Source organism: Winogradskyella vidalii (genome assembly GCF_013403955.1).
GTDB classification, from domain to species: Bacteria; Bacteroidota; Bacteroidia; order Flavobacteriales; family Flavobacteriaceae; genus Winogradskyella; species Winogradskyella vidalii.
Map to the genome: position 1 here is coordinate 140,171 of NZ_JABFDG010000009.1, position 15,036 is coordinate 155,206.

General features: G+C 32.1%; 9 protein-coding genes and 2 pseudogenes. 4 read left to right on the forward strand and 7 right to left on the reverse strand.

From position 1 onward, the window contains the following. Positions 1-5 precede the first annotated feature (5 nt). Positions 6-2,069 carry a tetratricopeptide repeat-containing sensor histidine kinase gene (locus tag HM982_RS17360; protein ID WP_179354596.1) on the reverse strand — a complete coding sequence of 688 codons (2,064 nt, stop codon included), beginning with the start codon at positions 2,067-2,069 and terminating at the stop codon, positions 6-8. Positions 2,070-2,712: 643 nt separating this feature from the next. On the opposite strand from HM982_RS17360, the gene argS reads away from it, so the two are divergent. Beyond that, positions 2,713-4,491, forward strand: a complete 1,779-nt coding sequence (gene argS, locus HM982_RS17365; RefSeq protein WP_179354597.1) for an arginine--tRNA ligase — start codon at positions 2,713-2,715, stop codon at positions 4,489-4,491. A gap of 24 nt (positions 4,492-4,515) precedes the next feature. On the opposite strand, the gene HM982_RS18600 is transcribed toward argS, so the two are convergent. The 5 genes and pseudogenes from HM982_RS18600 to HM982_RS17385 form a co-directional block, all read right to left on the reverse strand. Beyond that, positions 4,516-5,088, reverse strand: coding sequence for a hypothetical protein (locus HM982_RS18600; protein WP_246296922.1), 573 nt, complete (start codon positions 5,086-5,088; stop codon positions 4,516-4,518). Between the two features lie 105 nt (positions 5,089-5,193). Further along, positions 5,194-5,787, reverse strand: a pseudogene (locus tag HM982_RS18710) (acyloxyacyl hydrolase); the annotation flags it as partial. Positions 5,788-5,818: 31 nt separating this feature from the next. Next, entirely contained in the window at positions 5,819-8,131 is a 2,313-nt protein-coding gene (locus tag HM982_RS17375; RefSeq protein ID WP_179354598.1) for a TonB-dependent receptor domain-containing protein, read from the reverse strand. Further along, positions 8,124-9,023 (reverse strand): FecR family protein, encoded by a 900-nt coding sequence (locus HM982_RS17380; RefSeq protein WP_179354599.1) that lies wholly within the window; start codon positions 9,021-9,023, stop codon positions 8,124-8,126. The genes HM982_RS17375 and HM982_RS17380 overlap by 8 nt, the downstream gene beginning before the upstream one ends. A gap of 201 nt (positions 9,024-9,224) precedes the next feature. Then, complete coding sequence (locus HM982_RS17385; protein ID WP_179354600.1) at positions 9,225-9,740, reverse strand: RNA polymerase sigma factor; 516 nt, start codon at positions 9,738-9,740, stop codon at positions 9,225-9,227. Between the two features lie 103 nt (positions 9,741-9,843). Between HM982_RS17385 and HM982_RS17390 the strand changes: the two genes are divergently transcribed. From HM982_RS17390 to HM982_RS17400, 3 genes are all read left to right on the forward strand, one after another. Then, positions 9,844-11,772 carry a hypothetical protein gene (locus HM982_RS17390; RefSeq protein ID WP_179354601.1) on the forward strand — a complete coding sequence of 643 codons (1,929 nt, stop codon included), beginning with the start codon at positions 9,844-9,846 and terminating at the stop codon, positions 11,770-11,772. A 411-nt stretch (positions 11,773-12,183) separates the two neighbouring features. Further along, entirely contained in the window at positions 12,184-13,515 is a 1,332-nt protein-coding gene (gene ffh / locus HM982_RS17395) for a signal recognition particle protein (protein WP_179354602.1), read from the forward strand. 131 nt (positions 13,516-13,646) lie between these two features. Beyond that, positions 13,647-14,525, forward strand: coding sequence for a bifunctional 5,10-methylenetetrahydrofolate dehydrogenase/5,10-methenyltetrahydrofolate cyclohydrolase (locus HM982_RS17400; RefSeq protein WP_179354603.1), 879 nt, complete (start codon positions 13,647-13,649; stop codon positions 14,523-14,525). Positions 14,526-14,615: 90 nt separating this feature from the next. Here HM982_RS17400 and HM982_RS17405 read toward each other — a convergent pair. Beyond that, a pseudogene (locus HM982_RS17405) lies at positions 14,616-15,034 on the reverse strand (VOC family protein). Positions 15,035-15,036: the final 2 nt, after the last annotated feature.

Genomic DNA, 15,036 nt, shown 5'->3' on the forward strand with positions numbered 1-15,036 from the left:
TATTATTATGAATTAGATGCAGCTATTGGTAATTCAATAAAGAACTTACTTCCTACGTTTTGAGTACTTTCTACCCAAATCTTACCGTCATTGAGCTCTACCAAATCTTTAGCAATAGTTAACCCTAAACCAGTACCTTTTTCGTTTTTAGTACCAGCCGTTGTAAAGTTTTTATGAGCAGCAAAGAGCTTGTGGATATTATCTTTAGATATACCAACACCAGTATCTTCGATGCAAATTAAGGATTTACCTTTAACCTCTTGATTAGAAATTGTAATTACATCTCCTGTTCTGCTAAACTTAACAGCGTTTGTAATTAAATTTTGTATAACAATTTCTACCATGCTACGATCGGCGAACACTGTACCATTTTGAGATTCATCTATTAATATAATACGTTTGTCTTCTACTTTTTGCTCTACTAAAGCTATTTTAGATTGAAAAACATCTTGTATATTAAATAATTCAGGTTTCGGTTCTAAATTCTGCATCTGAGATTTAGACCAGTTTAGTAAGTTGTATAATAACGATGATGCATTATTAGCATTTTCGCTTAATTCTGGTATAAGCTCATAAAACTCTTCTTTAGAAATACTGTCTTCGTTTAATAAATCTAAAAAGGCTTTAATTGAAGAAATCGAATCTTTTAAATCGTGAGAAACAATAGAAAAAAGTTTATCCTTTACTTGATTGACTTCTTCCAAATGATGGGTTTGTTCTAAAATAGCCTCTGTTCTAATTTTTTCTTCTTCTAAGATTTCCTTTTGTTTATCTAATGCTGCTTTATGAGATTTTGTTTTTAATAAACTATAAATTAAAAGCGCTAAAAGTATAATTAAAATTGCGATAGCAGCATATATAATGTAAGGGCTATAAGCTTCAGAAACTGGTGTAATTGCCGTTGGTTTTTCAGTTTCAGGAGTAGTATAATCCTCTGCAGTGGTTGATTCGTTTTCAGTTAAATCTAATGGTGCAATATTTGTAGGGAAAACAGGTTGGTCAATTTTTGAAAGTGAGTCTCTTAGACCATAAAATTTATTTTGCCAAAAGAACGCATTCTCAAAATAACCACGTGTAGAATCTAAAGCAATATGAAGCTTATAGTTTTCTAAGAGTTGTGTTTTATTAGTGGTTTCTTTAGCTATAGTATATGCTTCTGCTAATTGCTTTTCTGCTAGATTTATTTTGTTTTTTTGAAGATTTAAGTTGCCAATAGCATTCAAAGCTCTTAATATACCTTCTTTATTATCTTGTTTTCGGTTGTATTTTAAACCTTCAGCTAAATGTTCCGAGGCTTTATCATATTCCTTAAAACGTAAATATTCGTTACCTAGTTTAGGTAAAATTTCGCCTCGTAAATTTTGGTCAGAATCTGGCGTTATAACCTCTAAAGCCATTTCGTAATATTCTATAGCTTTACGGTGTTCCTTTAATATGGAATAGAGATCTGCAATATTTTTGGTTGAAGCTATAATTCCGTTTTGGTCTCCAATCTGTTTTCTAACTTCTAGAGCTTTAAAATTGTAATCAATAGCTTTATCAATCTGATTGGTTTTATAATAAGCTTCAGCTAAACTATTATAGGCCGCATTAAGTTCGTTTACAAGATGTTGTTTTTCAAAAATAGAAATTGCAGATAGTGAATTTTGTAAGCCAACAGCATAATTACCACGCTTAATCTCAATAAGACCAATATTATTACTCACTTTAGCTATGCCTAGCGTATCGTTTATTTTTAAATAAAAGTCTCTAGATTTTTTATAATTATCTATAGCGTTATGGTAGTCGTCTCGCTTTGCAAAAATTAGTGCTCTGTAGTAACTACTTTCTGCAAGACCTTTAGTATAGTTGAGTGTTTCAGAAAGTTTTGACGTTTGGTTAACATATAGTAATGCCTTGTTATAATCTGTATTAGCATACAGTTCGTTGATGAGTACCAACGACATATCCACTTTTGTGGAGTCAGCGTTTTTAAAGGCTATTTGTACCGTAAGTTCATCTATTTTTTCAGTTTGTGAAAAAACAGACAACGATATAAGACACACAGCTAATGTTAATAACTGCTTCATCTTAAACTAGCTTTAAAACGAATTACGCTGTTTTGGTTCGAAAAACTTTTAGAGAGGGATGAAAAAAGTAAGTTAACACAAAACAATAACAACGCGGTTAATGTTTGATTATTAAGCCTCATTAATGTTTGGGACATTGATTAATAGCCCTCCAAAAGTGCTATTATGAAAACAAATATGCTAATTATTAGGTTTTAATACCAATAAATTAGATAAACAGACAAATATAATATTTTTAAAAATGAACAAATCGATAAAAAGCAAATTTAATAGTAGTAATACCATTTAATCGACGAAATGCACTTTCTGTATAATGCGCAGGTAGTCAGTTGTTTGTGTTGGGTTTGTTTGTGCTAATAATTATTTTAAGTTACGGTTACAAACACATTTTTTTTCTTATTGTATATAATTATAGGTAAGCTTAATATATAGAAAGCACTTTATTATTAAAACCTAGTGTGAGGTTACTTAAATTAAAAAGAACCGTTTCTTTTTTAGAATTAATAAATTATAATTTAAATAGGTCATTGTCTCTTTTATGCTTTTTTTATTCGATATATAAAGTTGGGTAATTATGTCTCTATAGAATCTCAATAAAACTGCTATCTTTGCCAACGTTTTACAATACAATAATAATACAAGAATGAGTCTTCAAGATACTATAGAATTTCAGGTAAAGTCAGCTGTTAAAGCATTATTTCAATCGGAATTAGAATCCGTAGAATTTCAAGCTACTCGCAAAGAGTTTGCTGGAGATATTACGGTTGTTGTCTTCCCGATGTTGCGTGTCGTTAAGGGGAATCCTGCGATTATAGGTGAGCAAATTGGTCAATATCTTTTAGATCATGTGGATTTGGTGATTGGATTTAATGTTGTAAGAGGTTTTTTAAATATTGAAATCAATGATGTACATTACCTCAATTTTTTCAATTCTATTAAAGATAATTCAACTTACGGTTATGTTGATCAAAAGGATGATAAAGCTGTAATGGTAGAGTATTCATCCCCAAATACTAATAAACCGTTGCATTTAGGACACGTAAGAAATGTACTTTTAGGCTATAGTGTAGCTGAAATTTTAAAGGCTTCAGGAAAGAAAGTGTATAAAACCCAAATTATTAATGATAGAGGAATTCATATTTGTAAAAGTATGTTAGCCTATCAAAAATTTGGCGCTAATGAAACACCTACCGAAACTTTAAAAGGGGATAAGTTAGTGGGGAATTATTATGTAAAATTTGATCAAGCCTATAAAGCTGAAATTGCCGAATTAATAGCGCAAGGGCAATCGGAAGAAGCGGCCAAAAAGAATGCGCCTATTTTATTAGAAGCTCAACAAATGCTTATAAAATGGGAAGCAGGAGACGATGCTGTTGTTGCTCTTTGGAAAAAAATGAACCAATGGGTTTATGATGGTTTTGATGTCACCTATAAAAATATAGGGGTTGATTTTGATGCTTATTATTACGAAAGTGATACGTATTTATTAGGAAAAGAATTTGTTGCAGAAGGTTTAAAATCTGGAGTTTTCTTTAAAAAAGAGGATGGTTCAGTTTGGTGTGACTTAACCTCAGATGGACTAGATGAAAAAATAGTATTGCGTAGCGATGGTACAGCGGTTTACATGACCCAAGATATAGGTACAGCCATTCAGCGCATAAAAGATTATCCAGATGTTGGTGGTATGGTTTACACTGTTGGTAACGAGCAAGATTACCATTTTAAAGTCTTATTTCTAATTTTAAAGAAATTAGGTTTTGATTGGGCTAAAAACCTATTCCATTTAAGTTATGGTATGGTAGATTTACCAAGTGGAAAAATGAAAAGTAGAGAAGGAACTGTTGTAGATGCTGATGATTTAATTCAGGAAATGGCAGATACTGCAGAAGAGATTTCAGAAGAGTTAGGGAAACTAGAAGATTATAACCAAACTGAAAAAGAAACCCTTTATAAAACCATTGGTTTAGGGGCTCTAAAATATTATATATTAAAAGTAGATCCTAAAAAACGAATTTTATTTGATCCTAAAGAATCCATCGATTTTCAAGGAAATACAGGGCCTTTTATTCAGTATACTTATGCTAGAATTCAATCTATACTAAGAAAATCGACTTCTACTAGCTCTGAAGATGAGGTTTTCAGTGGCTTAACGCTTCATGAAAAAGAAAAACAGCTCATTAAGCAGTTAGAGTTATTTCCTGAGGTAATTCAAAATGCAGCAGAACAACATAGTCCTGCAGTTGTCGCTAATTATACCTATGAATTGGTAAAAGATTTTAATTCATTTTATCAAAACGTTTCTATTCTTGGTGCAGATACAGATTTAGAAAAAAGCTTTAGAGTTGCCTTATCAAAATCAGTAAGTCATACCATTAAAAATGCATTTCAAGTCTTAGGAATTGAAGTACCTGAGCGTATGTAGTTTTTGAATTGGAGCTAGAAATTACTAATTAATTTTTACGCCAAGTCTATGAACATAACCTAAACTCAATTCGGTAAAATCGGCCTGACCCAAGTTAGCATTAATATGAGCACCAATAAAAATATTATGTTGAGGTGCTCTGTTGGTTGTCCATAGATAATATTTTATGCCCATTCGTGTAGATATGGTTCGTTTAATTTCGTAGTACCAGTTTAATTCGCCTAAAACTTCAAAAGTTTGATTATTTAAATTTTGGTATGTATACCCTTGGTTAATTTGCCAGTCGACCTTATAGAATGGTTTATAGATGTTAAGACCAAAATCTAACGCAAAGCCAAAATGGTCAATTAATAATTCTGAAGTTGCAAATAAACCAAAGTTTGTGGCATAGCCATAAGGGTTTTCTGTGTAATGAGGATATTGTTCTGCAACTAGAGTTTCATTGTTTTTAATATAGTCGTAATAATGTTCGTAAAATCGGTAGTAAAACCCACCGCCAATTTTAAAGGTGTTGTTTATAATTTTACCTGAAGATGCACTAACGGTATAAACGTCTTTTTTTGAATTGAATTTTTGAGATAATACATTTTGTCCCAATCCAAATCTAAAGGCAAAGTAAGTTTGGGATTTTGATTTAAAAGTTGGTTTTTCAAAATTAGAATAATCAGTTTGTTTCGTGTCAATTTTTGCAGATACACTTGCGGATAAAGTGTTTAAACCTTGATTAGGTAAATTGGTATGACCATTAGAGTGGTGAATGCAGCCTATGCCTAACCGCCAATCTACAGTATTTGTTTTAAGTATGTCATAGTATAAAAACGACCGAAAAGACCAGTTGAGTTTAGTGGTTATAGCTCTGTTGAATGTATTGTGAATTTCATCATATTGGGTATTTATATAAGAACTTCCAAAGCCAATTTGTAAATTTAAGCCTTCAATTTGTTGTTTTAATATTGAAAATTCTATAAAGGGTAATATACTGTAAGCTTGCCCAACTTTTTCCGAATTCCCAAAATCCGTATAACCAAAAGAAACCCCTGTTTTAGGATTGTTTAATCGCGTAGCCCATTCTTTGTCCGGGTTAAAATTGTATTGGCCTACACTAAAAAATATATTTTTTTGAAGTTTGGTCTCCGGAAAATGGGTGTTGGCTTCTAATGTTTTCCCGATTAAAATTTCAGGAATGATAAGTATAGATGAATTGTTGTCGTCATCAATAGTCTGTGTAAAACAATACTGACTAAAAACAATTAATATAAATGTTAAAACTAGACTTGTAAAACTTTTAATAGCTATTGGTTATGGTGGTTAGCGTTACAATTAACAACTAAAATTTGATTCTAAAACTAAGATTTGGCGTAAATTTTAGAGATTGATTATTAATTTTTACGATAGAATTATCAGAATCTAAACTGTAATAACGATTTATAATATTCGTTTGATTAAAGATATTCCAAATTGAGGCGCCTAATTCTGCCTTTGTTCCTTCTGAAATTTTGAAATTATAAATAGCAGAAATGTCAGTTCTAAAATAACTTGGCAGTCGTGAACTATTTGGTGTTTTATATTCAATAGATGAATTACTCGTGTTTTGATTATCTGATGGAGCGGTGTAAGGGCGTCCGGAATGCCAATTAGCACCAAAACCAATTTTAAAATTGGCTAAACTGTAAGTTAAAGATACATTAGCAAAATGCTGTATGTCGACCGAATTTGGAAAAGAATTGCTATTATTTAGATTTTCGAAATAATAATCATTTTTACTAAGAGTATAACTAAACCATGTGCTAAAATCACTAATACGTTTGTGAATTAAAAAATCAATGCCTTTAATATCATAATCGCCAATAGCGTTTGTAAATTGAAATTGATTCTGAAACCCTTGACTAAGCGTAGTTATATTACTTACATTCTTATAATAGCCTTCAAGTGAAACTAATAAGTTGTTTTGATTGTAGCTAATTCCTATTGATACTTGTTGACTCTTAATTAAAGGAATGGTATGGTCATTGGCTAGTTGCCATCGGCGCTTTTCTATACCAAAAAAATCTTGTTGTAAATCGATTACCTGAGTAATAGATTGGCTCTTTAATTCCCCTAATATTTCTAGCCTAAAGTAATCCCAGAGCTTCTGGTTAAAAGCAAATCGAGGTTCAATAATTAAATCTTGAAGTTTGCTAAAATAGTTAATCCTTGCACCAAAGCGTAAATAGGTATTGCGAGATTGCGAATAGCGTTCTAATTCACCAAATAAAGCATGTGTTCTTATAATTTCCTTTTTTAAACTGGTAAAATTAGGATTAATAACACTTTCAAAATTTGTAACGCCAACTTCATTAAGCTGATAGCCAAGATTTAATTTTAAACTCGGATTTAAAGTTTTGTGAATGTCTAATCGTAAACCAAAATCTTCAACTTTGTTCTCTTGTTCTAAATACTGATTGTCAGTGATATTGTTATTAATAGCTTTTAGGTCATAGCTAGAATAATAGGTTTCAGCAGTGAATTTAATGTCGTGTTTTAGTAATTTTGAATAGCTAGCACTAGCGCCAAAACTTTCTTGATTGAGTTCACTTTGAGTCTCTTGAAAATTATTATCATTTGTCGTAAATACTTGGTTGTAGTTTAAGTCATTATACATGTGTAATACATTAACACGTAGCTTAGAGGTTTGGTCAATGTCGTATAGAAATTTAGCGTTAAAATCATGAAAAACAAAACGTTCGTCTAAGGCTAACAGCATATTGTTATTTGCTGAATTTAATTCAGAATCTCTAAAAATTCGGTCAAAATAAGCATCGTAAGTTTTAGATACCAGAATATCGGTATAGGCACGTCTGCTGGCTAATTGTAGTTCTGTTTTTTTAGACAAGGGAATTTTAGCAAAACCATCAACGCTCAAAAGATTTCCTCCAAGTCCTGCGCTAAAGTTATCGTTTAATTCGTCATCATTCTTTATGGCAATTGTACCTGAAACAGCATTGCCAAATTTAGCACTTGTTCCATTTTTTGACACAGTAATATTTTCAGATAAATAAGGATTAAAAGCAGAGATTAATCCAAAAAAATGACCCGTTTGATACATGCGTATACCTTCATACACAATAAGGTTTTGATCATTGGTGCCACCTCTAATATTTAGATTAGAAATACGCTCGTCGGTACTAATAATTCCGGGTAGATTTTGTACTATTTGTAATACATCAGGCTCAATTAAGCCTGGTAAAATTTGAAACGCTTTAGTGTCTGCTTCAATAGTTCCATTGTTAATTTTAGAAATACCTCTAGTTAGATAATTGGTCACAACAACTTCTTCTAGCCGTTGCATATTGTTTTGTAGTTCTAAAACAGTTTTATGTGTGATGGTTATAAATCGATGGTTTAAAATTTTAAAATTAAGGATGGTATTTTGATTTAAATAATCAATAGTTTCTGTAAGTGACCATTCTGAATCTATTAATGAAGCTGAAACATCTTCAATGGTTTTTGTTTCAAAAGAAAACTTAACATCGAATCGTTTTTCTAAATCAGAAAGTACTTGGGCAAGTGGTATTTGTTCCTGTTGTTCTTGACTGTAAGTTGGGGGACAATAGGTAATGGTTAAAAAGAAGAAAATTAAACAGAGTAATTTTTTATTCACGCTTCTCTAATAAAATAGATTTTCCTGACTTACTATAGCTTAAATTTAATGGTATTGTAATAGATTGTAATGCTAAATCTAAATTATTATGTGTAAAACTGCCTGTAAACAACCGTGAAGTATCAATAGTATTGGTATTCATTTTTATATCATATTGATTTTCAAATTCAGCAATAACATGTTTTAAAGCAATACCAGAAAAACTACTTTCTCCATTTTGCCAAATAGGTTGATTAGTGTTTTCTTTTGTCTTTACAATTTGTTTACCGTCAATAATAGCAAATGTGTTTCCGGGTTGTAATTTTACTGTTTTATTATTTTGAGTAACGGCAACTAAGCCTTCATAGCAAGTGACTTCAAAATAAGCTTCGCGTTGTTTTACATTAAATTGTGTTCCAAGAACACTTACGGTACCAGCAGTAGTTATAACGTCAAATTTCTGGCCTTTGGCAACTTTAAAAAAAGCTTCACCTTGAAGTGCTACTTCTCTAACTTCATTCCAATTACTTTTGTTATATGTTATTAGTGAATTGGCATTTAAGTCTACAGAAGAGTTGTCTGGTAGTGCTATTGTTTTTTGCTGTGCAATATTTGTGTTAATCTCCGTGTCTAATTTTGAAGTGTAAAAGAATACACTAAAGCCAATCGCTAAAACGGCAGCAAGTCTAAGCAGTGGTTTTAACCATTGATTCGAATTTTTCTTCTTAGATTTTAGTTGTCTTTCTAATGTTTGATAGTTGTGTTCAACAGGAGTTTCTGGTGCTTTAAAATTCTTTAAAGCTATATCCATTTTTATTAAATCGTTATAATCATCTAGTTGCTCAAAAGCTTTTTGCTCTTCAGAATTTAGATTATTATCTAACCATTTTTTTATAAGTTCTGCTCTGTTCATTTTCTTTATAATATTATTTTAAACGATTCATTGCTATTCATGGTTTAGATGATAAGCTATTTTGTAGGTGCGTTTAATAATATGTTTTTGTTTATATAACAGCTTAGGTTTACAAAACCCTACTTTATTCAAATTTCAAAGTCATCAGTCATCTATTATGCCTCATTCTTTTAAACTTTAAACTGTGACTGATAACTCATTTTAAAGCTCATCAATCTCCTCTCGCAATTTTTTAAGTGCCCCATAAATTCGTTTTTCTACACCTTTTACAGAAATACCTAAGAGCACTGCAATTTCTTTAAATCGTTTGCCTTCAACTCTATTCATTAAAAAGGCGACACGTTGTGCCTCGGTTAAATTACTTATAGCATTTTGTAATTTTTGGTGGTATTCTTTTTCTTGTAATAAAAATTCGGGTGTTTCGTTGGTAGCTTGTTTTTGAGGTCGCTTGCGATATTTTAAAACTACTTTTTGGTGTGCCGTTGCATTGAGCATTAAATTATTTGCGGTTGTAAATAAAAAACTTTTGGCTTTATCTGGTGTTACTTTGTGGCAATTCTGCCATAGTTTAATGAAGGCTTCCTGTACTTTGTCTTGGGGGTTTAACTGTTCACCAAACTTGTAATATAAAAAATCATGCAAGTTTTTAGCATGTTTTTTATACAGGCGCTCAAATAATTGCGACTCACAAATATTGTCTTGTAAAGGGTTGCTCATAGCGTTATAAAGTGGCCACAAAGTATAAATAAAATTTTAATAATAAATGGTAGGACTTATTTCAGTTCAACTGTTTTATAGTAAAGAGTTAAAATTCAGTATAATGAAAACTAGAACCTACCAGTTAGTAACTTATTTCCTTTTTGCCCTATTATGCTTTTCATCGTGCCAAGATGAAATTACAGATGTCGATACTCCAAATGAGCAAGAAACAATTTTAGCTGACTCTGTATTAGCTAATCTCATAACAAGTACATCTGCTAATTACGGCGCTTATGATGATGTTTTAGATAATTCTAGTTGTTTTTCAGTAGACTTACCTGTCAGTATTTTGGTGAACGGTACGCCTGTGACTATAGACACAGAAGCTGATCTAGAAACCTGGTTGAGCGAACAGAATACGAATACTAATGTTATAGATTTTGAATTTCCTATTACCATTATTTTTAGTGATTATAGTGAATTTACAATAGAAAATCAAGAAGAGCTTCAGGGCTTTGTAGATAGTTGTGAGGTTAACGCTACGGATAGTATTACATGTGTAGATTTTAGTTATCCTCTTTCATTTTCAGTGTTTAATACAGGATTTAATTTAATAGAAACGTTAGTTATAAATAACGATGAGTCTCTATTTAGTTTTTTCAATAGCTTAGAAAATAATCAAATAACTCTAATTGTTAGCCTTAATTTTCCTGTGTCATTACAATACACTAATGGTGAGGTAATTGAAATTAATACCAATGAAGAATTAACGGAAGCTATACAGGCTGCTGAAGAAAACTGTGCAATTGGTAATTATGATTGTGTTGAAGATGAAATTCTTATAAATTTAATGTCATGTCCTTGGCGTTTTACTGATGGTTCAGATAATTTTGAAAATTATAGTTTATTGTTTAATGCTGATAATGAATTACAAATTTCTGAAGGCCTGGCAACTTCGGCTATAGGAGGTAACTGGAGTTTATCGACTTCTGAAGCTGGTGTTACCTTAGCTATTTCTGAATTAACAGCTTTTGAAGACAGTCTCGAAGGCGAATGGATTGTAACAGAATGTGAAGAAGGATCTATAAGCTTACAATTAGGAGATGAGCATTTGGTTTTAACTAAAGAATGTAATGACGTTACTCCTTTCAGTTGTTTTAGTAATTATGAAATTACGGAATGTACTTTAGTTAATAATAGTCCTGTTTTTAATTTAAGCGCAAACACTATAGGATTAGTCGATTGTAATGCAGTATTCACCGCTACATTTCATTCTTCATTGATAGATGCTGAAACAGATGTCAATCCAATAGAAAACACAAAGGCTTATGAAGCATTAACCGCACAGGTCTATTTAAGAATAGAAGATGAAAATGGATTTTATGAAATCTATTCAATAACATTAATTACTTCAGAGTGCGATTCTTTTGAATGTTTCCAAAGTTTTGATGCCGTTTTAGAAACCTGTTATACCGATGCAACTGTTCTCTATGAATTTAATTTACCATTAGCTTTTGCGAATTGTACGCCAAGCGCAGATAATGTCACTTATTACGAAACTCTCGCTGATGCGGAAGCTGAAACCAATACTATAGTAACCCCTGAAGTTTATAATACAGCCGAATTAAATTCTACTGTATATACTAGAGTGGAAATAAATAATCAAGTAGATATATTCCCTATTCAATTAAACGTCATTAATTGTAATGCTGGTTCTTGTACAGAGGGCGATATTGAAGGCATATTAACACAATGTCAATGGCATATTGCCAGTTATAACGGAAGCGATAATCTTATGGATTATAATTTTGATTTTGAAGAAGACTCAGGAATTGTAGTTATCTATACAGATACTATCATCATTGATGCAAGTTGGTCTACATTACAAACAAATGAAGGTGTTGTCATAGAATTTTCAAATGTTGCTGGTCCAAATGTTCAAGCCATAAATGGAAATTGGTTAGTTGTAGAATGTACAGCAGCGCAGTTGGTGTTGCACAATGTTAATGATAGTAGCAATGAAATTGTAATAGATAGAAATTGCGAATAAGATATAAATAGAAAGCTATTAGTTAGTTTTAGTTAAGTTGATAAAAAGGGTCGTTCGCCATGAGTGGCTCTTTTTTTGTGAATGAGAATGTTGATCTCTAATTTACTGAATTTAGTCTGCTCTTAGTTGAGTTTTAAGTGTGATGGTCTTATGTGTTTTATATAATATCTTCATATGCTAACGTGTTATTTAAAGAAAATAATCCCGAAATAAGCATTGATGAATTCTAAGAACTATTGAGTTAAAACTATGATGAAGCAGTAAGCGTATGGTAACTGCTACAGAGACTGAAAACTAATTTCTAAACCCATTAGAAATTCCCTCATAAATTATTAAATTTGCACCTTATTAAATAATACAGACTGCTTCCGGTAGCTATCAGGAGAGCAGACTACAAACAGAAGATAAAACATGTTCAATAATTTAAGTGATAAGTTAGATAAAGCGTTACACGTACTTAAAGGTCATGGTAGCATTACAGAAGTTAATGTTGCAGAAACCTTAAAAGAAGTAAGACGTGCGCTTTTAGATGCCGATGTTAACTTTAAAATTGCGAAAGAATTTACCGTTCGTGTAAAAGATAAAGCGTTAGGCCAAGATGTATTAACGGCTTTACAACCAAGTCAGTTAATGGTTAAAATCGTTAAAGACGAATTAACTGAGCTGATGGGGGGTGACGCAGAAGGAATTAACCTCTCTGGTAATCCTAGTGTTATTTTAATGTCTGGTTTGCAGGGGTCTGGTAAAACAACTTTTTCTGGTAAGCTTGCTAATTATTTAAAAAACAAAAAAACTAAGAAACCTTTATTAGTGGCTTGTGATGTGTATCGTCCGGCGGCAATAGATCAATTACATGTTGTAGGAGATCAGATTGGGGTTGAGGTATATAGTGATAAAGGTAATAATGACCCTGTAGCAATTTCTAAAGCAGGTATAGCACATGCCAAAGCAAATGGCCATAATGTCGTTATAATTGATACCGCAGGTCGTTTGGCTGTGGATGAAGCCATGATGACCGAAATATCTAATATTCATAAAGCTATTGAACCACAAGAAACTTTATTTGTTGTGGATTCTATGACAGGTCAAGATGCTGTAAATACGGCAAAAGCTTTTAACGACATCTTAAATTTTGATGGTGTAATCCTTACCAAATTAGATGGTGATACCCGAGGTGGTGCAGCAATTTCTATTAAATCTGTAGTTAATAAACCAATTAAATTTATTGGTACAGGTGAAAAAATGGAAGCGATTGATGTGTTCTATCCGTCACGTATGGCCGATCGTATTTTAGGTATGGGTGATGTGGTGTCTTTAGTTGAACGTGCTCAAGAGCAGTTTGATGAAGATGAAGCTCGAAAATTACAGAAGAAGATTGCTAAAAACCAATTCGGATTTGATGATTTCTTAAAACAGATTCAGCAAATCAAGAAAATGGGTAACATGAAAGATTTAGTAGGCATGATTCCTGGTGCAGGAAAAATGATGAAAGATATTGATATGGATGATGATGCATTTAAAGGTATTGAAGCGATTATCCATTCTATGACCCCTGAAGAACGTACAAACCCAGCGGTAATTAACGCGAGTCGTAAAAAGCGAATTGGTAAAGGTTCGGGTACTTCTGTACAAGAAGTTAATCAGCTCTTAAAACAATTTACACAGATGAGTAAAATGATGAAGATGATGCAAGGTGGCGGCGGAAAACGTATGATGCAGATGATGCAGAATATGCCGAAATAAAGATTAGTTTACAGTTTCAGTCTTCAGTTGGTAATGTAATACGCAATCTTCAGTTGACTTTTATTAATAAAAAAACAAACAATTATAGCTTTGCGCCTTAGCGTCTCTGCGAGAAAACAATAACCAAAAGCATGACAATATTAGACGGAAAAAAAGTTAGTAACGACATAAAAAACGAAATCAAAGCTGAGGTCGATAAGATGAAAGCTAATGGTGAAAAAGTACCACATTTAGCAGCAGTTATTGTTGGTAATGATGGGGCAAGTTTAACGTATGTTGGTAGTAAAGTGAGAGCTTGTGAACGTGTTGGGTTTGAATCTACCATGGTACGTTTATCTAACACTACAAGTGAGATTGAATTACTAGATAAAATTGAAGAATTAAATAATAATGATGATATAGATGGCTTTATTATTCAGTTGCCATTACCGCCTCAAATTAATACACAGAAGGTATTAATGGCTGTAGACCCTAATAAAGATGTTGATGGATTTCACCCAATGAATTTTGGTAAAATGTCTTTAGATATGTCAACATTTATTCCTGCAACACCTTTTGGTATCTTAGAGTTATTAGATCGTTATGGTGTTGAGACAAAAGGAAAACATACGGTTGTTATTGGGCGTTCTCATATTGTTGGTCGTCCGATGAGTATTTTAATGGGACGTAAAGGTTTTCCTGGGAATTCTACAGTGACACTTACGCACAGTCACACTAAAAATATCACACAAATTACATCACAAGCTGATATTATAATTTCAGCATTAGGAATTCCTAAATTCTTAAAAGCAGAAATGGTTAAGGATGATGCTGTAATTATTGATGTGGGAATTACAAGAGTTTCAGATGATTCTGAAAAAGGCTATTATATTACAGGTGATGTCGATTTTGAACCTGTAAGTAAAAAAGCGAGTTTTATAACACCTGTTCCTGGTGGTGTAGGGCCAATGACTATTGCAATGTTATTAAAAAACACATTGATAGCTAGAGAACAGCATAGAAATAGTTAATAAGAATTAGAGATAACTACAAAGGGCAATAATTTAATTATTGCCCTTTTTTTTTATTTGGTAAACAAGAAGATGTAATTAAATGAGATGCTACTTTGCAAATAGCTGACTCTTGTCTTTAAAAGCTTTAAACTCTAAAGCATTCCCTGAAGGGTCTTTGAAAAACATCGTCGCTTGTTCGCCTACTAAACCTTCAAAACGGATATAAGGTTCAATTACAAAATCTATTGCTTTAGATTTTAGCAATTCCGCAAAACCATGAAAAATAGTCCATTCTAAAACCACTCCAAAATGGGTACAGGGACATCCTTTCCATCGACCAAATTGGTAGCAGTGTCTTGGATTTGTTTTTCTTTATAATGAATGACCAATTGGTGGCCAAAAAAGTTGTAATCAACCCAATGGTCACTGCTGCGTCCTTCTTCAAAATTAAGTACATTAGTGTAGAAGTTTCTACAAGCAGTAAGATTGTCTACCGGAATAGCTAAATGAAAAGGAGATAATGTCATAA

Bases quoted from the DNA above. Each gene is read 5' to 3' on its own strand.
- HM982_RS17400 (WP_179354603.1), top strand. From the start codon at position 13,647: ATGACAATATTAGACGGAAAAAAAGTTAGTAACGACATAAAAAACGAA.
- HM982_RS17390 (WP_179354601.1), top strand. From the start codon at position 9,844: ATGAAAACTAGAACCTACCAGTTAGTAACTTATTTCCTTTTTGCCCTA.
- HM982_RS17385 (WP_179354600.1), bottom strand. From the start codon at position 9,740: ATGAGCAACCCTTTACAAGACAATATTTGTGAGTCGCAATTATTTGAG.
- HM982_RS17360 (WP_179354596.1), bottom strand. From the start codon at position 2,069: ATGAAGCAGTTATTAACATTAGCTGTGTGTCTTATATCGTTGTCTGTT.
- ffh (WP_179354602.1), top strand. From the start codon at position 12,184: ATGTTCAATAATTTAAGTGATAAGTTAGATAAAGCGTTACACGTACTT.
- argS (WP_179354597.1), top strand. From the start codon at position 2,713: ATGAGTCTTCAAGATACTATAGAATTTCAGGTAAAGTCAGCTGTTAAA.
- HM982_RS17380 (WP_179354599.1), bottom strand. From the start codon at position 9,023: ATGAACAGAGCAGAACTTATAAAAAAATGGTTAGATAATAATCTAAAT.